This window comes from Streptomyces sp. NPDC060000, assembly GCF_042737375.1.
GTDB lineage: Bacteria > Actinomycetota > Actinomycetes > Streptomycetales > Streptomycetaceae > Streptomyces.
Genome location: NZ_JBHWUU010000007.1, coordinates 117,892 through 137,537 on the forward strand (window position 1 = coordinate 117,892; position 19,646 = coordinate 137,537).

Consider the following 19,646-nt stretch of genomic DNA (forward strand, 5'->3'; position numbering starts at 1 on the left):
TCAAGATCCCTCAGCCGAGACCCGGCTCACCCGTCCACAACCTCCCGGGACAGAACACCTAGGGCGCTTCGGGGGTGAGTACGGCGTCCAGGAAGGGTTCGATCGCCGTGCGCCATCCCTCCGGCTGGTCGTAGTGCACGAGGTGCCCGGCGTCGGAGACCTCCGCGTACTCGCCGCGAGGCAGGACGCGCACCATCTCCTGTGCCTCGGCGCGGCCGAGCTCGCCGTCCAGACCGCGCACGACCAGTGCCGGGCACCGCACCTGGGTGAGTTCCTCCCAGTGCGCGTCGTAGACCCATGTCTCGCGGGACTTGAGCATCTGCTCGGGCTCGAAGACGGGACGCCAGCCGTCCGGTGACTCCTGCATCACCTCGGCGTAGAACTCGCCCCGGGACGGGTTCGGACGCTCCACCCAGGGGTCGTCCTCGCCGAACCACTTGCGGACGTCGGCGAGCGTGGCGAAGGGGACCGGCCACGACTTGAACCAGTCGCCCCATTCGCGCTGTGAGGCCGCTCCCAGCGCGGAGGCCCGCATGTCGCAGACGATCAGGCCGCGCACCAGGTCGGGGCGCTTGGCGGCGAGCTGCCACGCGGTGAGCGCGCCCATGGCGTGGCCGATGAGGAGGGCCGGGGCGAGGCCGAGCTGCTCGAGTGCGGCCTCCGCGTCCTCGACATAGGCCTCGCGGGTGAAGGCGGCCTCGGGCGGCTTCTCGCTCTGGCCGTGGCCGCGCTGATCGAGGGCGACCGCGCGGTGCCGCTCGGAGAGCCAGCGGGCGGTGGACGCCCAGTGCGAGGCCCGGCCCATGAGTCCGTGCAGTAACAGGACGCCCGGCCTGCTTCCGTCGTCGCTCTCGGCGGGCCGCCCCCTCTCCCTCTCCCCCGCGGTCTGGGGCGGAATCACGGGCTCCGTCATGGCTTTCGCCGGGTCGCCCTTGGGCGGGTCACCGAACTCCCAGGCCGCCAGGCGTACGCCCCCCGCCCCGGTCACGTCGATGCGTCGCGCCATAGGTACTGGCACCCCCTAGCCGTTATGCCGCTGCGCTGCCGATGCCTTCGTACTGCCTTCAATCACTGCAGGCTATCGAATGGTTTTTCGAGAAATGCACTCTCCGCGCACAACACCCCTCGTTCGAGTGACCACACTCAAGGAATGATCCCCGCCGCCGAGGGGAGATCTTCAGCAGGGGGCGGACCGCTCGGGGAAACCGGTCCGCAGGGAATGACCCTGAGAGCTCGGGGCTCCGGGTCAGTACAGGGGAGGACAGGCCCCGGTGCCGTTCGGCACCGGGGCTCTCCACTGCTCCGCGGCACGGCATCCCGCCCCCTCCGGTCATGCGCCCCACGCGACAGCCTGGCACGGGAAGCTTCGGAGCGCTGCGATTCGACACAGGGAATCTGCGATTCGACGAGATCGACAGCACACCTCAACTGCCCCACACTCCCCAGGAGTTGAACAACACTCAGCGTTTCGGCGGCGACGGGCGGTCGCCCCCGTGACGTCCCGGACCCGCCCGGCCGGAGCTCAGCGCTTCGCCACGAACACGTGGGACGCGACCTCCGACTGCAGCTCGGCCGCCTCACCGCCGCTGCCCACCAGCACACCGCCCGCCGACTCCGTGACGCTCACCACCGAGCCGGGCTGCACGCCCGCGCGGCGCAGCGTGTACATCAGCTGCGCGTCCGTCTGGATCGGCTCGCCGATACGGCGGACGACGACCGTCTTGCCGTCCAGGCCCGGGTCGAGGTCCGCAAGCGAGACCATGCCCTCGTCCAGGAACGGGTCGGCGCCGTCCTTCTCGCCCAGCTCCTCCAGGCCCGGGATCGGGTTGCCGTACGGCGACTCGGTGGGGTGCCGCAGCAGTTCCAGCACCCGGCGCTCGACGGCCTCGCTCATCACGTGCTCCCAGCGACAGGCCTCGGCGTGCACCTGCTCCCACTCCAGGCCGATCACGTCGACGAGGAGACACTCGGCGAGGCGGTGCTTGCGCATCACGCGCGTGGCCAGCCGACGGCCCTCGTCGGTGAGCTCCAGGTGCCGGTCGCTGGCCACGGAGACCAGACCGTCACGCTCCATGCGCGCCACCGTCTGGCTGACCGTCGGCCCGCTCTGGTCGAGGCGCTCGGCGATCCGGGCGCGCATGGGCACCACACCTTCCTCTTCCAGCTCGAGGATGGTGCGGAGATACATCTCCGTGGTGTCGATCAGTCCGGACATGTGTGCCCCTCGATTAGCTCTGCGGAAGGCTCGACGGCTCTCCGGCGCGTGCGCCGGCCCTGGAGTCAATTCTGCCGGATACCACTGACAAGCGTGCCGCGCCGTTGAAACGAGGCGGTTGCATCAGGGCGCTCGTCCACCGCGGGAGAGGGGCGACGCCCCGGCCGCACCGCCGTCACCGGGCGTATTGACAGCGCACTGGTCCAGACCGCACGGTGATCCGCGACACGGACACCCGCTACGGCAAAGGGGCCCAACGGATGAGCGACCGCAAGCTCGCCGCCCAGTTCTTCGACGCCGCGATCGCCCTGCTCCAGCGGGCCCGCGACGAGGAGGCCGACACCGTCGAGGCCGCCGCCACGCTCCTCGCCGACACCGTGGCCGCCGGCGGCCGCCTCTTCGCCTTCGGCGCCGGACACTCCTCCCTCGCCGCGCAGGACGTCGTCTACCGCGCGGGCGGCCTCGCCCTGATGAACCTGCTCACGGTCCCGGGCGTCGTCGGCGTCGACGTCGTCCCCGCCACGCTCGGCTCGGCCCTGGAGCGGGTCGACGGCCTCGCGAGCGCGGTCCTGGAGACCTCGCCCCTGCGCGCGGGGGACGCCCTCGTCATCGTCTCGCTGTCCGGCCGCAACGCCCTGCCCGTGGAGATGGCCCAGAACGCCCGCGCCCGGGGCGTCCGGGTCATCGGCCTGACATCGGTGGCCTACGCCTCGCAGACGACCTCCCGGCACGTCTCCGGAACGTTCCTCAAGGACCACTGCGACGTCGTCCTCGACTCGAAGATCGCCGTCGGCGACGCCGAGCTCACCCTGGACACCGTCCCCGCGCCCTTCGCCCCCGCCTCCACGGTCGTCACCTCCGCCCTCCTGCAGGCCGTCATGGCCACCGCGGCCGGCGTCCTCGCCGAGCGCGGCATCGAGCCCCCGCTGCTGCGCTCCGGCAACGTCGACGGCGGCCACGACTGGAACGGGCGGATCATGGAGGAGTACCAGGACCGGATCTTCTACCGTCGCTGAGCCCCCGCCGCCCCCGCCACCGTCGCCTCCGCCGCCGGGCGGCCATACCGCGCGCGGGTCAGGTGCCGTCGCTCAGGTGCCGTCGCCCCGGCCCGCCGCGTCGGCCGCGCCGGTCAGGTCGGCCAGGTCCAGGGCCGCGGCTATGCGGACGGCGACGTCCTCGGCGTAGACCGCGTCGGAACGTTCGAAGGCCGTGCGGCCCCCGCCGCGCAGGAACGTCACCACCCCCAGGGTGCGGCCCCGGCTGCGCAGCACCGCGCACAGGGCGTGCACCGTGTCGTCGGGCCACTGGCGCGCCCGGGCCCACTCCCGCGCCTCGTCGGCCGGTACGGAGCCCACGCCGGCCCGCACGGAACCGGCCCGCGCCACGCACTGGAGCGCCGGATGCGCCTCGCCGTAGCGGACGGGCAGACCCGCGTGCCCGGTGAGCGTGCTGGGGCCCGGCCCGCCCGACGGGGTGGCCGCGACCCGCATCAGCCGCACCGGCCCGGCCCCCTCCGCGTCGGCCCGGGCGCCGCCCATCACCCGGTCGACCAGGGCGTGGTCGGCGAACCCGGCGAGCGCGAAGTCGAGGTGGACGGTGGCCGCCTCGGCGGGGTCCTCGCACTCGGCGGCGGCGCGGGCGGCCCGGTGCAGCTGGTTGGCACGGAAGCGCAGCAGTGAGGCCTCCTGCTCGCCCTGCTTGGCCTCGGTGACGTCCTGGAAGAGCCAGCCGACCCCGAGGGGCACCGGCTCCTCGGCGAGCGGTGAGGCCAGCCGCAGAAAGCCGCTGCGCCAGCAGCGTCGCTTCTCGCCCTCCGGGGTGCGCACCCCGACCCACAGTTCGGCGGGGGCCGGCGGCGCCCCCTCGGCGAGAACGTACGTCAGCGCGCTCTCCAGCTCTTCGACGCCCCGGCTGAGCAGATCGCCCAGCGGCCGGCCCAGGACGGCCGTACGGCCGGTTCCGAGCGCGCGGGCCGCGTGCGCGTTGACAACGGCGGGGCGCAGGTCGGCGTCGACCAGGACGACACCCCAGGAGGCGTCGTCGAAGAGGGCCTCGCTGAGGGCGATGGAGCGCTCGAGGTCGATCTGGGCGTGCACCTCGCTGAAGGCGCAGTACAGCCCGGCGGGCTTGCCGTCCGGCCCGCGCACGGCGGCCGACTGGGTCCGCACGAGCACCCGCCCGCCGTCCTTCGTCAGCAGCGCGAACTCGTTGACCTGGCGGCCCGGCGCGTGCATGGCGGCCATCAGCCGCCCCTCGATGTCCTCGGCGTCGGCCTCGCGCACGGCCCAGCCCGCGAAACCGTGCCGCCCCACCGCCTCGGCGGCGCTCCAGCCCAGGATGCGCTCGGCCTCGCGGTTCCAGTGGGTGACGACGCCGTCGCCGTCGAACGCGCAGAGAGCCGCGTCCATGCCGTCGAGCAGCGCGGCGAGCAGGTCGGCGCCGTCCGGTCCGACCGGTGTCTCCGCGCCGTCCGGGGGCACCGGGCCGTCACTGCCCGACCGCCCGGGCTGCTCGGGCTCGTCCGGCCCCAGCTCGTCGGTGGTCCCACTACGCCGGGAAGCACTCACCTGGACCCCCTGCAGGTTCGCTCACTTGCCCTCATTCAACTCGAACGTGATGCAGCCCACATATGATTCCCGCAAGATTGCAGAGGAATCGTCGTACCGCCGCCGCACCGGTGACGCCCCTGGTCACCGCGGGACGCGACCCGCAGGTCGACCCATTGCGCCGTCCCGCCGTCGAGCACGCACCGGTCCACGCACAGACCAAGATCATTCACGCGAGCAGGGAATCGCCTCGCTGCCCGCCGCGTCAACATCCCAAAAAAACACTTGAGCGACCGGAGACGGGTTCTTAGGGTGTGACGTACCGAAGGAAAGGAGGTGGTCCGAAGCATGTATGCACACCGGACGTCGGAGGTGGCTGCGGGCTAGGCCCGTCGCCCACTGAGTGCGGTGCCGGACCAGCGCGTGTGAGTAGCGCGCGACCGGCCAATTCAACGCAGTCACCCGACCCGCGAGTCGCCGGTACGTCCGGCCGGCCCTCCTCGAAGAGGACCAGACTCGCGGGTCGCCTGCTTTTCCGGCCCACGCTTCCCCGCCCTCGCTTTTCCGACCTTCCATGTTTCCGGCGCCCCGGCGCTCCCGACGCCCGGTGTTCCCTACGCCCCGGCGCCCGGCGTTCCCGACGCAAGGTGTTCCCGGCCCCCGGCGTTCCCGCCTCTCCCGCAGGATTCGCGGGACGTGATCCGCGCCACGTGCGAATTTTTCGCGAGGCAGTACCCTGGCCGCATGCTTTCGCTCGTTCGACGCCGCCACGTGGACTACGTCCGCGTCACGAGCATGGGCTGTCGACGCTCCCGCTGAGCCTTCCAGCCCTCCCGCGGTTTCCATCCGCCTGCGTTTCCTCCCTCCCGCCCACTTGGCACCCTTGCGCCGCCCCCCACCCACGGTGGCGGCCGGGCCCCGTACACCTGCGGACGTACCATGACGAACCCGTCGTACCAGCAACTGCCGATCATCGATCTCTCCGCCGCCGGCCGCGGTCCCCAGGCGCGGGCGCTGCTGCACGCGCAGCTGCACAGTGCCGCGCACGACGTCGGGTTCTTCCAGCTCGTCGGGCACGGGGTCGGGGACCGGGAGACCGGCGAGCTGCTCGCCGCCATGCGCGCCTTCTTCGCCCTGCCCGAAGCCGAACGGCTCGCGATCGACAACGTGAACTCGCCGCACTTCCGCGGCTACACACGCACCGGTGACGAGCGGACCGGCGGGCGGCAGGACTGGCGCGACCAACTCGACATAGGGGCCGAGCGGCCCGCCCGGACGCCCGGCCCGGGCGAGCCCGCCTACTGGTGGCTGGAAGGGCCCAACCAGTGGCCCGCCGGGCTGCCCGCGCTGCGGGCCGCCGCACTCGCCTGGATCGAGCGGCTGAGCGCCGTCGCGGAGAAGCTGCTGCACGAACTGCTCGCCTCGATCGGGGCGCCCGTCGACTTCTACGACCCGGTCTTCGGGGAGCGTGCGCATCCGCATCTGAAGCTCGTGCGGTATCCCGGCAGTGCGGGCGACGGGGCCGGCCAGGGGGTCGGCGCGCACAAGGACTACGGCTTCCTCACGCTCCTGCTCCAGGACGAGGTCGGCGGGCTCCAGGTGCAGCGAGCGGACGGGCTGTTCCATGACGTCCCGCCGCTGCCGGGCGCCTTCGTCGTCAACCTGGGCGAGCTGCTGGAGGTGGCGACCAACGGCTATCTCGTGGCCACCAACCACCGGGTCGTGTCGCCGCCCAGCGCCGTCGAGCGGTTCTCCGTGCCGTTCTTCTACAACCCCCGGCTGGACGCCCGTGTCGAGCCGCTGCCCTTCCCGCACGCCTCCGCCGCGCCCGGCGTGACCGACGACCCGGCCAACCCGCTGTTCGCCGAGTACGGCTTCAACGAGCTCAAGGGCAAGCTGCGGGCCCATCCGCTGGTGGCCGAGCGGCATCACGCGGAGCTGCTCAGCCCCGCGTGACGCCGATGCCGTGTCGCCGTGCTCAGCCGGGTGCCGCTCAGCCCGCGATGGCCCCGTAGCCCTCGATCTCCCGGGGGTTGCGGGAGCCCGGGCCGATGTAGCGGGCCGAGGGGCGGACCAGGCGGCCGGTGCGCTTCTGCTCCAGGATGTGCGCCGACCAGCCCGCCGTACGGGCGCAGGTGAACATCGAGGTGAACATGTGCGCCGGGACCTCCGCGAAGTCCAGGATGATCGCCGCCCAGAACTCGACGTTCGTCGCCAGGACCCGGTCGGGGCGGCGTGCGTGGAGCTCCGCGAGGGCCGCCTTCTCCAGGGCTTCGGCGATCTCGAAGCGGGGCGCGCCCAGCTCGCGGGCCGTACGGCGCAGCACACGCGCGCGTGGGTCCTCGGCGCGGTACACCCGGTGGCCGAAGCCCATCAGGCGCTCGCCCCTGTCGAGGGCCTGTCTTACGTACGCCTCCGCGTCCCCGGTCCGCTCGATCTCCTCGATCATGCCGAGGACACGGGAAGGGGCGCCGCCGTGCAGCGGGCCCGACATGGCTCCCACGGCTCCGGACAGGGCGGCGGCGACGTCAGCGCCCGTGGACGCGATCACGCGTGCCGTGAAAGTGGACGCGTTCATGCCGTGTTCGGCCGCCGACGTCCAGTAGGCGTCGACCGCGGCCACGTGCTTGGGGTCCGGCTCGCCCCGCCAGCGGATCATGAACCGCTCGACGACGGACTGTGCCTTGTCGATCTCCCGCTGCGGGACCATCGGGCGGCCCTGGCCGCGCGCGGACTGGGCGACGTAGGAGAGGGCCATGACGGCGGCGCGGGCGAGGTCGGCGCGGGCCTGCTCGGCATCGATGTCGAGGAGTGGCTTGAGGCCCCAGACGGGTGCGAGCATGGCGAGCGCGGACTGCACGTCGACGCGGACGTCGCCGGAGTGGACGGGGATCGGGAACGGTTCGGCGGGCGGCAGGCCGGGGTTGAAGGCGCCGTCGACGAGCAGGCCCCAGACGTTGCCGAAGGAGACGTGACCGACGAGGTCCTCGATGTCGACGCCCCGGTACCGCAGGGCGCCGCCCTCCTTGTCGGGTTCGGCGATCTCCGTCTCGAACGCGACGACTCCTTCGAGTCCGGGTACGAAGTCGGACATCAGGCGGCTCCTCGTGATGTGTGCGACGGGATGCGTCGTGGGCTCGGGCGGTGCGGCTGGGCGTGGGGTCGGGATGTGGGACGTGGGCGGGTGGTCGTGTGCGGTGGGTCGCGGGGCGGGGCGGGGCAGTGGGATGTCGGGCGGTGGCATGTGTGTCGTGCGGGTGTGCGGTGGATGGCGCCGGCGGATCCGCGGTCCTGTGCACGCGTGTGCGGGGACTCGCGGTCCTGGGCGGTCAACCCAGTGATGCCCGGTGCGGCCGTCGGTCACCCAACCGGACCGGCACTTCGCCGGGACGGGGCGGCCACGACGGTGCATCTGCACCATATCCCCGAGTGCCACGTTTGGGGAGTGGTCGCGGCACTCAGTGCCACCTCAGGTGGGTCGCTCCGCGGTGGGGGCCGTACGGCAAGATGACCCCGTGACCGACGAAGACGCCGTCTCTCCCGGCCCCGGCCCCGATCCCGCCGCCATGCGCAAGCAGTACCGGGCCGAGGGGCTCTCCGAGGCCGAGCTGGCCGCGACGCCCGTGGAGCAGTTCGCCCGCTGGTTCAGGGACGCGGCCGTCGAGGCCCATCTCTTCGAACCGAACGCCATGGTCGTCTCCACGGCGGACGCCGAGGGCCGCCCCGGCTCCCGCACGGTGCTGCTGAAGCACTTCGACGAACAGGGCTTCGTCTTCTACACCAACTACGACTCCCGCAAGGCCCGCGACCTCGCCGAGAACCCGCACGTCTCGCTGCTCTTCCCCTGGCATCCGATGGCCCGGCAGGTCATCGTGCGGGGCGTGGCCCGGCGCACCGGGCGCGACGAGACCGCCGCGTACTTCCGGACCCGGCCGCACGGCTCCCAGCTGGGCGCCTGGGCCAGCGCCCAGTCCTCGGTGATCGCCTCGCGCGCCGGTCTCGACGCCTCCTACGCCGAGCTGGCGGCCCGCTACCCGGAGGGCGAGCAGGTGCCGGTGCCGCCGCACTGGGGCGGATTCCGGGTGGCTCCGGAGTCGGTGGAGTTCTGGCAGGGCCGCCTGAACCGGCTGCACGACCGGCTGCGCTACGTGGCGGAGACGGACGGCAGCTGGCGGGTGGAGCGGCTCAGCCCGTGAGGTGGCCGTCCGCGCGGGGATCGCCCTCGCGCGGGTCGGTCCCTCGGGCTCAGACCTTGCCCGGAAGGAACCGTGCTGTGCCCGTCCAGGAACCGGGACAGTCGGGCGCGGAACTCCTCGCTGAGCCAGGGCCAGTTCCAGAACTCGAAGCCGAGGTGGGCGAAGACCAGGGTTTCGTCGGCCCACCTCCAGGCGGACAGGTCGACGGACCGGGCGCGGGCGGGGCCCTTGGACGGGGGGCGGCCCGTGGACGGGGGGACGGGCCCGTGGACGGGGATCAGCTCAGTGCGTTGTCCAGGAGTCCCGCCCACTGGGCCACCACTCGCTCGCGGCGCCCTGCGTCGTCGGTGAGGAGGTTGGCGAGGCCGAGGCCGCGGGCCATGTCCAGCAGGCCCTGGACGGTTTCGCGGACGCCGGGCGCGGACTCGTCGGCGCCCAGGAGCTCGACGGCTATGCGGTGGCTCTCACGGCCCACGCGGGCTTCCAGCTCGGTCACGCGTGGACGCAGTTGCTCCTCGTTGGAGGCGGCCACCCACAGGTGCAGGGCGGCGCGGAAGAGGGGGCCCGTGTAGAGGTCCACGAGGGCGGTGACGACCCCGCGCCGGTCGCCCGTCGCCCCCTGCGGGAACAGCGCGCGCAACGCGTCCGAGCGCTCCTCGGCGACATACTCGACGGCCGCGGTGAACAGGTCCTCGCGGGTGGGGAAGTGGTGCTGGGCCGCGCCCCGGGAGACGCCCGCGCGTTCGGCGACGACGGAGACCGTGGAGCCCGCCCAGCCGCGTTCGGCGAGGCAGGCCACGGCGGCCGCCAGGAGCCGCTGCCGGGTGGCCCGGCTGCGGTCCTGCTTGGGAACACGGTCGCCGGGAGCGCGGTCGCCCGGCCCGCGGTCGCCCGGTCCGCGGTCGCCGGGAGCGCGGTCGCCCGGTCCGCGGTCGTCCGTGGTCACAACACCCATGGAGGATCCCGTCGTTCGAGGAAGGCCGTCATTCCCTCACGGGCGTCGGGGCCGGCGAACAACGAGGCCGAGAGCCTGGTCATCGCGCCCGCGTCCTCGACGAAGGCCTCCAGCACCTTAGCCGTGAGCAGCTCCTTCGTCCTGGCCAGGGCCCCGGGCGCGGCCCGCCGCAGGCCTTCGAGGACGGGTGCGAGGGCCTCGTCCAGGTCGGCGTCGCCTGCGGAATGGGTGACGAGGCCGATACGGGCCGCCTCGGCCGCGCCGAAGGTCTCGCCGGTGAGGCAGTAGCGGGCGAGGGCGCGCGGGTCGACGCGGGGCAGCAGCGGCAGCGAGATGACGGCGGGCGCGACCCCGATGCGCACCTCGGTGAACGCGAACGTCGACGTCCCGGACGCGAGCGCGATGTCGCAGGCGCCGAGCACGCCCAGGCCGCCCGCCCGCACATGCCCGGCGACCCGGGCCACCACGGGCTTGCGCAGTTCGATGATCCGCCGGAGCAGCCCGGGTACCGCGTGGGGCGGCGGGGGGTCCTTCAGGTCGGCGCCCGCGCTGAAGGTGTTGCCCGTGTGGGTGAGGACGACGGCACGCACGTCGTCGTCCTTGTCGCACTCCCCGAGCGCGTCGGTCAGTTCGCTCACGAGAGCGCGTGAAAGGGCGTTGCGGGTGGTGGGCGAGTCGAGACTGAGGGTCTCGACGCCCCGGACACGGGTCCGTCCGACCAGGGTGGTCGTCATGCACGCTCCCTCAGTTGGCGGCGCAGGATCTTCCCGGAGGCGGCGCGCGGTACGGCGTCGATGAACGTGACCTGGCGGACGCGCTTGTAGGGGGCGACCCGCTCGGCGACGTACATCGCGATCTCTCCCTCGGAGAGGTCGGGTGACGTGGGCTGGCGGACCACGTACGCGTGCGGGATCTCGTTGCCGTCGTCGTCGTAGACGCCGATGACGGCCGCGTCCGCTATGCCGGGGTGGGTGAGCAGGAGAGCCTCCAGTTCGGCCGGGGCCACCTGGAAGCCCTTGTACTTGATCAGTTCCTTGACCCGGTCGACGACGAACAGCCAGCCGCCCGCGTCGACCCGTCCGACGTCGCCCGTGTGCAGCCAGCCGTCGCCGTCGATCATGTCGGCGGTGGCGTCGGGGCGGCCCAGGTAGCCCTTCATGATCTGCGGTCCCCGGATGAGGATCTCGCCGGCCTCGCCGACGCCGAGGTCCTTGCCGGGGTCGCCGAGGGCCACGATCCGCATCTCGGTGCCGGGGATGAGCTTGCCGACGGTGCCAGCGGGGGCGTCCCGCATGGCGTCGATCGGGACGACATGCGTGCCCGGGGACAGTTCCGTCATGCCGTAGGCCTGGCCGACGGGGGGCAGGTTCAGGCGCTCGGAGCACGCGGCGGCCAGGTCGGCGTCCAGGGGCGCGGCCGCGCTGACGACGTACCGCAGGGACGACAGGTCGTACTGGGCGACCGCCGGGTGCTTGGCGAGGGCGAGGACGATCGGCGGGGCCACGTACAGGCCGGTGATGCGGTGGTTCTGGATGGCCGCGAGGAACGTCTCCAGGTCGAAGCGGGGCAGCACCACGACGGTGGCGCCCTGGCGCAGGGGCGCGTTCATCAGGGCGGTCAGGCCGTAGATGTGGAAGAAGGGCAGCACCGCGAGGATGCGGTCGCCGGGGCCCGCGGACATCACGGACCGGAGCTGGGCGAGGTTGGTGGCGATCTGCCGGTGGGTGAGCATCACGCCCTTGGGGACGCCGGTGGTGCCGGAGGAGTACGGCAGGGCCGCGACGTCCTCCACCGGATCGATGTCCACCTGTGGTTCGGGGGCCGCCGAGGCGAGCATGTCGATCAGCGAGCGGTGCCCGGCGGCGGTGTCGCAGACGAAGATCTCCTTGACGCCACCCGAGAGTTCGGCCGCCCGCCGGGCCGTCTGCAGCAGCGGGGAGACGGTGACGATCCAACGCGCGGCGGAGTCGCCGAGCTGCTTGGCGAACTCCTCGGCGGTGGCGAGCGGGTGCACGGTGGTGACCGTGGCGCCCGCGCGCGTGGCCGCGTAGAAGGCGAGCGGGAAGGCGACGGTGTTGGGGCTGTGCAGGGCCAGCACGTCCCCCTTGCGGACTCCGGCCTCGGCGAGCGCTGCGGCGACCCGCCGGTGGAACCGGTCCACATGGTCGTACGTGAGGGTCGTACCGTCCGTGCCGTCGACGAGCGCCGGCAGCTCGCCGAACTCGGCGGCGCGGCCCAGCACGGCGTCGTGGATGGGGAGTTCCACGGGCGGGACGTCTGCGAACTCGCTGCGGAACATGGTTCCTCCTCGCGCGCCGGGCACGACGGCGTGCCGGTGCAGGCGCTTCGGGCCGTTCAGACCGTTCGGACCGTTCAGTACGACTTGGGCAGGCCCAGGGTCTGGTGGGAGACGTAGTTGAGAATCATCTCCCGGCTCACCGGGGCGATGCGAGCCACCCGGGAGGCGGTTATCAGCGAGGCGAGGCCGAACTCGCGCGTGAGGCCGTTGCCCCCGAGGGTGTGCACGGACTGGTCGACCGCCCTCACACAGGCCTCCCCGGCCGCGTACTTGGCCATGTTGGCGGCCTCGCCCGCTCCGGCGTCGTCCCCGGCGTCGTACAGGTGGGCGGCCTTCTGCATCATCAGACGGGCCAGTTCGAGGTCGATGTGGGCCTGCGCGAGGGGATGGGCGATGGCCTGGTGGGCGCCGATCGGGGTCTTCCAGATGGTGCGCTCGCGCGCGTACTCGATCGCGCGGGAGAGCGCGTAGCGGCCCATGCCGATCGCGAAGGCGGCCGTCATGATGCGCTCGGGGTTGAGACCGGCGAAGAGTTGCAGCAGGCCCGCGCCCTCGTCCCCGACGAGCGCCTCCGCGGGCAGCCGCACGTCGTCCAGGACGAGCTCGAACTGCTTCTCCGCGCCGTGCAGTTCCATGTCGATGGGGCGGCGGGTGAAGCCGGGCGCGTCGCGCGGGACGATGAACAGGCAGGGCTTGAGGCCGCCGGTGCGGCCCTCTTTCGGGGATACGGTTTCGGTGCGGCCGACGATCAGGGTGGCGTCGGCGATGTCGACGCCGGAGACGAAGACCTTGCGGCCGGTCAGCAGCCAGTCGCCGCTCGCGGGGTCGCGGCGGGCGGTGGTGGTGATGCGGTGGCTGTTGGAGCCGGCGTCGGGTTCGGTGATGCCGAAGGCCATGAGGCGGCTGCCGTCGGCCAGGGCGGGCAGCCACTCCCGCTTCTGGGCCCCGGTGCCGAAGCGGGCGATGACCGTGCCGCAGATCGCCGGGGAGACGATCATCATGAGGAGGGGGTTGCCCGCGGCGCCCAGCTCCTCGAGGACGAGGGAGAGTTCGGCGATGCCGCCGCCTCCGCCGCCGTACGCCTCCGGCAGGTTGACGCCGATGTAGCCGAGCTTGGCGGCTGCTTGCCAGAGGCCCTCGGCGTCGGTGTGCGTCCTGGCGAAGGACGAGACCGCCTTGCGGAGTGCCTTGTGTTCGTCGGATTCGATGAGGGTGGTCATGGTGGCTCCTTCGCGTGCGGGTTCGTCGTGGCTGGTCGCGCTCGCGCGGCGGAGCCGCAGGTCGATGCGGCTCCGCGCCCCTAGGTCTCCCGTACTACCGCCAGCAGAGTACCGACCTGCACTTGCTGTCCTGTCGTCACCGGCAACGCCGTCACGGTCCCTTCCACCGGGGCCGAAATGACGTGTTGCATCTTCATCGCTTCGAGCCACAGCAGCGGTTCACCGGCCCGGACACTCGATCCGGTGATGAGTCCGTCCGCGAGCTTGACGACCGTGCCGGGCATCGGCGCGAGCAGCGAGCCGGGGGCGTGCTGGGCCTGCGGGGCGGGGAAACGCGGCAGCGCGGTGAGAGCGGCGCCGTCGACGTGGACGCGGTCGCCGTAGCGGGCGACCTCGAAGCGGCGCCGGATGCCGTCGATCTCCAGGACGACGAGCCCGGGACCTGCGTGCACCACCTGGACGCCCTCGGCCGTGAGGCCGGTCCGCGTGTGGTGGTAGTGGACCTCGTGTTCCTCGCCGCCCAGCGCATAGCGCCTGACCTGCGGCTGTGAGGGCAGGTTGCGCCAGCCGCCGAAGCGGGAGCGGGAAGGACCGGCTGCTTCGGCGAGGGCCGCCGCCAGCGGGGCGTACGGGTCATGGGCCGGTTCGGTGAGCGTGGCCAGGTGGCGGTCGTAGAAGCCGGTGTCCATGCGGGCCGAGGTGAACTCCTCGTGACGCAGGGAGCGGACGAGGAGGTCGCGGTTGGTGGTGGGGCCGTGGATCGTGGCCCGTTCCAGCGCGCCCGCGAGTGCGCGGATCGCCTCCGCGCGCGTGGGCGCGTGCGCGACGACCTTGGCGAGCATGGGGTCGTAGTGGACGCCGATCGGGTCGCCGTCGCCGAATCCGGTGTCCAGGCGGACACCCGGCGGGACGGTCAGCCGGTGCAGGGTGCCGGTCTGCGGGGTCCAGTCGTTCGCCGGGTCCTCGGCGTAGAGGCGGGCCTCGACGGCGTGGCCACGCGCGCGTGGGGGTTCGGCGTCCAGGGCGGCGCCCTCGGCGACCCGGATCTGCTCGGCCACCAGGTCGAGGCCGAAGACCGCCTCCGTGACGGGGTGTTCGACCTGGAGGCGGGTGTTCATCTCCAGGAAGTGCGCCCGGCCGTCGGCGACCAGGAACTCGACGGTGCCCGCGCCGACGTAGTCCACGGCCCGGGCGGCGCGGACGGCCAGCTCGCGCAGCTCCTCGGTGAGTTCCTCCGGCAGCCCGGGGGCGGGCGCCTCCTCGACGACCTTCTGGTGCCGTCGCTGGAGGGAGCAGTCACGGGTGCCCAGCGCCCACACGGTGCCGTGCGTGTCGGCGAGGATCTGCACCTCGACATGACGGCCGTTCTCGATGTACGGCTCGACGAACACCTCGCCGTCACCGAAGGCGCTCGCGGCCTCGGCCCTGGCGCTGTCCAGCGCGGCGCCCAGCTCCTCCGGGCGCCGCACGACACGCATCCCGCGCCCGCCGCCGCCCGCGGCCGCCTTGACCAGCACCGGCAGGTCGGACTCCCGCACCTCGTCCGGGGGAAGCGGCGCGAGCCCCATGAGCTGCTTGGCGCGGGTCTTGGACGCCATCGCCTCGATCGCCTCGGGCGGCGGCCCGATCCAGACGAGGCCCGCGGCCAGGACGGCGCGCGCGAAGTCGGCGTTCTCGGAGAGGAAGCCGTAGCCGGGGTGGACGGCGTCCGCGCCGGCGCCGACGGCGGCCTTCACCACGAGGTCGGCACGCAGGTAGGTGTCCGCGGGCGCGCTGCCGGGCAGCCGTACGGCCGAGTCGGCCACGCGCGCGTGGAGGGCGTCCGCGTCGGCGTCCGAGTGCACGGCGACGGTGCGGATACCCGCCTCGCGGCAGGTGCGGAAGACGCGGCAGGCGATCTCGCCGCGGTTGGCCACCAGAACGGTAGTAATCATGAGCCTCACATCCGGAAGACGCCGAAGCCGCCCCGCGCTCCCTCATAGGGCGCGGTGTGGACGGCCGACAGGCACAGGCCGAGGACGGTGCGGGTGTCGCGCGGGTCGATGACACCGTCGTCGTACAGCCGCCCGGACAGGAACATCGGCAGCGACTCGGACTCGATCTGCTGCTCCACCATGGCGCGCAGGGCCGCGTCCGCGTCGTCGTCGTAGGGCTGCCCCTTCGCGGTCGCCGACTGCCGGGCGACGATCGACAGGACGCCCGCGAGCTGCTGCGGGCCCATCACCGCCGACTTGGCGCTCGGCCAGGCGAAGAGGAAGCGCGGGTCGTAGGCGCGCCCGCACATGCCGTAGTGGCCGGCGCCGTACGAGGCGCCCATGAGGACGGACAGGTGCGGGACCCGGGAGTTGGAGACCGCGTTGATCATCATCGCGCCGTGCTTGATGATGCCGCCCTGCTCGTACTCCCTGCCGACCATGTAGCCGGTGGTGTTGTGCAGGAAGAGGAGCGGGATGTCGCGCTGGTTGGCGAGCTGGATGAACTGGGCGGCCTTCTGGGACTCCGCGCTGAAGAGCACGCCCTGGGCGTTGGCCAGGATCCCGACCGGGTAGCCGTGCAGGGCCGCCCAGCCGGTGACCAGGCTCGTCCCGTAGAGGGGCTTGAACTCGTCGAAGTCGGAGGCGTCGACGAGCCGGGCGATCACCTCGCGCGGGTCGAAGGGGGTGCGCAGATCCCCGGGGACGATGCCCAGGAGTTCGTCCTCGTCATACTTGGGAGGGAGGGCCGGGCCGGGGTCCCGGTACGCCTTGCGGTGGTTGAGGCGGGCCACCACACGGCGTGCCTGGCGTAGCGCGTCCCGCTCGTCGACGGCGAAGTGGTCGGCGAGACCGGACACGCGCGCGTGCATCTCCGCGCCGCCCAGCGACTCGTCGTCGCTCTCCTCGCCGGTGGCCATCTTCACCAGCGGTGGCCCGCCGAGGAACACCTTCGCCCGGTCCTTGACCATGATCACGTGGTCGGACAGGCCGGGGACGTACGCGCCGCCGGCGGTCGAGTTCCCGAAGACGACGGCGACGGTCGGGATCCCGGCGGCGGAGAGCCGGGTGAGGTCGCGGAAGACGGCCCCGCCCGGGATGAAGATCTCCTTCTGCGACGGCAGGTCGGCCCCGCCCGACTCCACCAGGCTGATGCAGGGCAGCCGGTTGACGAGGGCGATGTCGTTGGCGCGCAGGGCCTTCTTCAGGGACCACGGGTTGCTGGCGCCTCCGCGCACGGTCGGGTCGTTGGCGGTGATCAGGCACTCCACGCCCTCGACGACCCCGATGCCGGTGACGAGGGAGGCGCCGACGGCGTAGTCGCTCCCCCAGGCGGCCAGCGGCGACAGCTCCAGGAACGGCGTGTCGGGGTCGAGGAGCAGCTCGATGCGCTCGCGCGCGAGGAGTTTGCCGCGTGCGCGGTGCCTGGCGACGTACTTCTCCCCTCCCCCGGCCAGCGCCTTCGCGTGTTCGGTGTCCAGGTCGCCGAGCTTGGCGAGCATGGCCTCGCGGTGCGCGCGGTAGTCGGGGCCGTGGGTGTCCAGGGCGGACATGAGCGCCGTCACAGGAGGGCCTCCGGGATGTCCAGGTGTCGGGACCGCAGCCATTCGCCGAGTGCCTTGGCCTGCGGGTCGAAGCGGTGCTGGGCGGCGACGCCGTCGCCGAGGATGCCCTCGACGACGAAGTTCAGGGCGCGCAGCCGGGGCAGCGTGTGCCGGGTGACGGCCAGCTCCCGGCTCTCGGGTATGAGCTGCCGGAACCTGTCGGTCGTCAGCTCGTGGGCGAGCCAGCGCCAGGCCTCGTCGGTCCGCACCCACACCCCCACGTTGGCGTCGCCGCCCTTGTCGCCGCTGCGGGCGCCCGCGACGAGGCCGAGGGGCGCGCGGCGTACCGGGCCGGACGGCGCCGGGTCCGGCAGGCCCGGTTCCGGCACCTCCTCGAGTACGAGGGTGTCGGCGGCCGGGGGCGCGGCGACGGGCAGGCGGCGGCCGTCGTCGAGGACGGCGAGGTGCTCGACGTCCTCCTGGGGCACGTACGCGGCCTCGAACACCCCGTAGGGGGAACCCTTCCCGGGCGGCGCGAGCACATGGAAGCCGGGGTAACCGGCCAGCGCCAGCTCGATGGCTGCCCCGCTCAACGCCCGTCCCACGAGGTCCTGTTCGGGGTCCCGCACGACGAGCCGGAGCAGGGCGCTGGCGGTCTCCTCGGTGTCGGCGTCGGCCCGGTCGGTGCGTACCAGCTCCCAACGGACCTCCGCCGGACGCGCCTTGGCGAACACCTGCGCCATCTGTCCCTTCACGAGCGCCGCCTTGGCCTCGATGTCCAGGCCGGTGAGCACGAACACGACCTCGTTGCGGAAACCGCCGAGGCGGGTGCGGCCGACCTTGAGGGTCGGCGGCGGGGCCTCCCCGCGAACGCCGTGGATCCGTACCCGGTCGGGGCCGTCCTGGATGAGCCGGACGGTGTCCAGGCGGGCCGTGACGTCGGGTCCCGCGTACCGGGCGCCCGCCGTCTCGTACAGCAGCTGGGCGGTCACCGTGCCGACGTCGACGAAGCCACCGGTGCCGGGGTGCTTGGTGACGACGCAGCTGCCGTCCTCGTGGATCTCGGCGAGCGGGAAGCCGGGTCGCCGCAGGTCGTGGCCGCCTTCGGCGAAGAAGGCGTAGTTGCCGCCGGTGGCCTGCGTACCGCACTCCAGGACGTGTCCGGCGACGACGGCGCCCGCGAGCCGGTCGTAGTCCTCGGGCCCCCAGCCGAAGTGCGCGGCGGCGGGACCGGTGACGAGCGCCGCGTCGGTGACCCGGCCGGTGACGACGACGTCCGCGCCCTCGCGCAGACACGCGGCGATACCGAAGCCACCGAGGTAGGCGTGGGCGGTGAGGCTGCCCGGATACCCGGCGCCGAGGTCGTCGCCCTCGACGTGTGCGACACGGACCGGGATGCCGAGCCGGGCCGCCAACTGCCGTACGGCGTCGGCGAGTCCAGCCGGGTTGAGGCCACCGGCGTTGGTGACGAGCCGCACGCCGCGGTCGTGGGCGAGGCCGAGGGACTCCTCGAGTTGCCGGAGGAAGGTGCGGGCGTATCCGGCGGCGGGGTCCTTCAGCCGGTCGCGGCCGAGGATCAGCATGGTCAGTTCGGCGAGGTAGTCGCCGGTGAGGACGTCGAGTTCGCCGCCGGTGAGCATCTCGCGCAGGGCGTCGAAGCGGTCGCCGTAGAAGCCGGAGGCGTTGCCGATCCGCAGGACCGTCACCGGGCGGCTCCCTTCGGCGGACGGCCGCTGCCGGGCGGGCCGGCGAAGGCCTGGGCGATGTCCAGCCAGTGGTCGGCGTCGGAGCCTTCGGCGCGCAGCGCGAGGTCGGCACGGTGGGCCCGCTGGGTCACCAGGAGACAGAAGTCGAGGGCGGAGCCGGTGACGCGGTCCGTGGCGTCTTCGGGGCCGTACGTCCACAACTCGCCGGACGGTCCGCTGAGTTCCACGCGGAACTCCTCGAACGGTGTGGACAGTCCGTGCAAGCCGAAGGCGAAGTCACGGGTGCGGACGCCGAGCCGGACGATGTGCCGGAGCCGGTCGGTGGGTGCGAGTACCGCGCCCAGCGCGTCCGCCACGTCCTGGCCATGGGCCCAGGTCTCCATGAGCCGGGCGGTGGCCATGGAGGCGGCCGACATGGGCGGGCCGTACCAGGGGAAACTCGCTCCCGCGGGCGCCTTCCGCAGGGCGTCCGACAGGGCCTCGCGGCCGGCCCGCCAGTCCGCGAGCGCCCGCCCGGGCGGCTTCTCCGCCCCCTCCTGGGCACCGTTGTCCACGAAGTCCCCGGGCGCGGCCAGCGCCTTCTCGACCTCGCGGGCGAACGCGTCCTGATCGGTCACGGCCAGCGCGGAGGAGTGGTCGGTCCACGCGAGGTGCGCGATCTGGTGGGCGACGGTCCAGCCTGGGGCGGGCGTCGGTAGCGTCCATCGTTCCGGGCTCAACTCGGCGACCAGCCGGTCGAGTTCGTCGCTTTCGGCCCGGAGGTCGTCGAGCACGGGGGTCGGATCGGCCATGGGGTGGAGCATGGCAGCGGCACAAGAAACAATCAAGCATGCTTGCATGAATTTCCCCGGGAGGCGGCCCGGGGGCCGGCCGGGGTGCCTCCCGTCGACCGCCGGACGTCTTCGCCAAGGGCCTCGGACCGTTCGCCGCGCTCCACTCCCGGACGGCGTCACGCTCCCGCCCCGGGGCGGCGTCACACGGGGCGGCATCTG

15 protein-coding genes are annotated in these 19,646 nt (G+C 72.8%); 3 read left to right on the forward strand and 12 right to left on the reverse strand.

Annotated features, from left to right (window positions below):
• Nucleotides 1-58: 58 nt before the first annotated feature.
• Nucleotides 59-1,006: an alpha/beta fold hydrolase gene (locus ACFWBB_RS06440; protein ID WP_385267704.1), complete on the reverse strand. Its 948-nt coding sequence runs from the start codon at nt 1,004-1,006 to the stop codon at nt 59-61.
• A 516-nt stretch (nt 1,007-1,522) separates the two neighbouring features.
• A complete protein-coding gene (locus ACFWBB_RS06445; protein WP_385267706.1) occupies nt 1,523-2,215 on the reverse strand; it encodes a metal-dependent transcriptional regulator in 693 nt (230 codons plus the stop codon).
• Nucleotides 2,216-2,475: 260 nt separating this feature from the next.
• Between ACFWBB_RS06445 and ACFWBB_RS06450 the strand changes: the two genes are divergently transcribed.
• Nucleotides 2,476-3,231, forward strand: coding sequence for an SIS domain-containing protein (locus ACFWBB_RS06450; protein ID WP_385267708.1), 756 nt, complete (start codon nt 2,476-2,478; stop codon nt 3,229-3,231).
• Nucleotides 3,232-3,303: 72 nt separating this feature from the next.
• Here ACFWBB_RS06450 and ACFWBB_RS06455 read toward each other — a convergent pair whose 3' ends face one another.
• A complete protein-coding gene (locus ACFWBB_RS06455; RefSeq protein ID WP_385267710.1) occupies nt 3,304-4,782 on the reverse strand; it encodes a PAS domain-containing protein in 1,479 nt (492 codons plus the stop codon).
• A gap of 918 nt (nt 4,783-5,700) precedes the next feature.
• Between ACFWBB_RS06455 and ACFWBB_RS06460 the strand changes: the two genes are divergently transcribed.
• Nucleotides 5,701-6,717 carry an isopenicillin N synthase family dioxygenase gene (locus ACFWBB_RS06460; RefSeq protein WP_385267712.1) on the forward strand — a complete coding sequence of 339 codons (1,017 nt, stop codon included), beginning with the start codon at nt 5,701-5,703 and terminating at the stop codon, nt 6,715-6,717.
• A gap of 37 nt (nt 6,718-6,754) precedes the next feature.
• Here the strand turns inward: ACFWBB_RS06460 and ACFWBB_RS06465 are convergent, their stop codons facing one another.
• Nucleotides 6,755-7,855 (reverse strand): citrate synthase 2, encoded by a 1,101-nt coding sequence (locus tag ACFWBB_RS06465; RefSeq protein ID WP_385267714.1) that lies wholly within the window; start codon nt 7,853-7,855, stop codon nt 6,755-6,757.
• Between the two features lie 421 nt (nt 7,856-8,276).
• Here ACFWBB_RS06465 and pdxH point away from each other — a divergent pair, with 421 nt between their 5' ends.
• On the forward strand, nt 8,277-8,957 hold the full coding sequence (gene pdxH, locus ACFWBB_RS06470) for a pyridoxamine 5'-phosphate oxidase (RefSeq protein ID WP_385267716.1): 681 nt from the start codon (nt 8,277-8,279) through the stop codon (nt 8,955-8,957).
• Between the two features lie 277 nt (nt 8,958-9,234).
• Here pdxH and ACFWBB_RS06475 read toward each other — a convergent pair whose 3' ends face one another.
• The 8 genes from ACFWBB_RS06475 to ACFWBB_RS06510 all read right to left on the reverse strand — a co-directional run bounded on the left by ACFWBB_RS06475 (nt 9,235) and on the right by ACFWBB_RS06510 (nt 19,445).
• Entirely contained in the window at nt 9,235-9,912 is a 678-nt protein-coding gene (locus ACFWBB_RS06475; protein WP_385267718.1) for a TetR/AcrR family transcriptional regulator, read from the reverse strand.
• Complete coding sequence (locus ACFWBB_RS06480; RefSeq protein ID WP_385267720.1) at nt 9,900-10,646, reverse strand: enoyl-CoA hydratase family protein; 747 nt, start codon at nt 10,644-10,646, stop codon at nt 9,900-9,902. The genes ACFWBB_RS06475 and ACFWBB_RS06480 overlap by 13 nt, the downstream gene beginning before the upstream one ends.
• Complete coding sequence (locus tag ACFWBB_RS06485; protein WP_385267722.1) at nt 10,643-12,211, reverse strand: 4-coumarate--CoA ligase family protein; 1,569 nt, start codon at nt 12,209-12,211, stop codon at nt 10,643-10,645. Before ACFWBB_RS06485 ends, ACFWBB_RS06480 begins: the two co-directional genes overlap by 4 nt.
• Before the next feature lie 74 nt (nt 12,212-12,285).
• Complete coding sequence (locus ACFWBB_RS06490; RefSeq protein ID WP_385267724.1) at nt 12,286-13,431, reverse strand: acyl-CoA dehydrogenase family protein; 1,146 nt, start codon at nt 13,429-13,431, stop codon at nt 12,286-12,288.
• Nucleotides 13,432-13,511: 80 nt separating this feature from the next.
• Nucleotides 13,512-15,365 carry an acetyl/propionyl/methylcrotonyl-CoA carboxylase subunit alpha gene (locus ACFWBB_RS06495; RefSeq protein WP_385267726.1) on the reverse strand — a complete coding sequence of 618 codons (1,854 nt, stop codon included), beginning with the start codon at nt 15,363-15,365 and terminating at the stop codon, nt 13,512-13,514.
• Nucleotides 15,366-15,370: 5 nt separating this feature from the next.
• A complete protein-coding gene (locus ACFWBB_RS06500; RefSeq protein ID WP_385267728.1) occupies nt 15,371-16,969 on the reverse strand; it encodes an acyl-CoA carboxylase subunit beta in 1,599 nt (532 codons plus the stop codon).
• Nucleotides 16,966-18,654 (reverse strand): acyclic terpene utilization AtuA family protein, encoded by a 1,689-nt coding sequence (locus ACFWBB_RS06505; protein WP_385267730.1) that lies wholly within the window; start codon nt 18,652-18,654, stop codon nt 16,966-16,968. The genes ACFWBB_RS06500 and ACFWBB_RS06505 overlap by 4 nt, the downstream gene beginning before the upstream one ends.
• Nucleotides 18,651-19,445, reverse strand: coding sequence for a TIGR03084 family metal-binding protein (locus ACFWBB_RS06510; RefSeq protein WP_385267732.1), 795 nt, complete (start codon nt 19,443-19,445; stop codon nt 18,651-18,653). Before ACFWBB_RS06510 ends, ACFWBB_RS06505 begins: the two co-directional genes overlap by 4 nt.
• Between the last annotated feature and the right edge of the window lie 201 nt (nt 19,446-19,646).

Coding starts and splice junctions, on each gene's coding strand:
- ACFWBB_RS06440 (WP_385267704.1), bottom strand. CDS start 1,006: ATGGCGCGACGCATCGACGTGACCGGGGCGGGGGGCGTACGCCTGGCG.
- ACFWBB_RS06445 (WP_385267706.1), bottom strand. CDS start 2,215: ATGTCCGGACTGATCGACACCACGGAGATGTATCTCCGCACCATCCTC.
- ACFWBB_RS06450 (WP_385267708.1), top strand. CDS start 2,476: ATGAGCGACCGCAAGCTCGCCGCCCAGTTCTTCGACGCCGCGATCGCC.
- ACFWBB_RS06460 (WP_385267712.1), top strand. CDS start 5,701: ATGACGAACCCGTCGTACCAGCAACTGCCGATCATCGATCTCTCCGCC.
- ACFWBB_RS06465 (WP_385267714.1), bottom strand. CDS start 7,855: ATGTCCGACTTCGTACCCGGACTCGAAGGAGTCGTCGCGTTCGAGACG.
- ACFWBB_RS06475 (WP_385267718.1), bottom strand. CDS start 9,912: ATGGGTGTTGTGACCACGGACGACCGCGGACCGGGCGACCGCGCTCCC.
- ACFWBB_RS06480 (WP_385267720.1), bottom strand. CDS start 10,646: ATGACGACCACCCTGGTCGGACGGACCCGTGTCCGGGGCGTCGAGACC.
- ACFWBB_RS06485 (WP_385267722.1), bottom strand. CDS start 12,211: ATGTTCCGCAGCGAGTTCGCAGACGTCCCGCCCGTGGAACTCCCCATC.
- ACFWBB_RS06490 (WP_385267724.1), bottom strand. CDS start 13,431: ATGACCACCCTCATCGAATCCGACGAACACAAGGCACTCCGCAAGGCG.
- ACFWBB_RS06495 (WP_385267726.1), bottom strand. CDS start 15,365: ATGATTACTACCGTTCTGGTGGCCAACCGCGGCGAGATCGCCTGCCGC.
- ACFWBB_RS06510 (WP_385267732.1), bottom strand. CDS start 19,445: ATGGCCGATCCGACCCCCGTGCTCGACGACCTCCGGGCCGAAAGCGAC.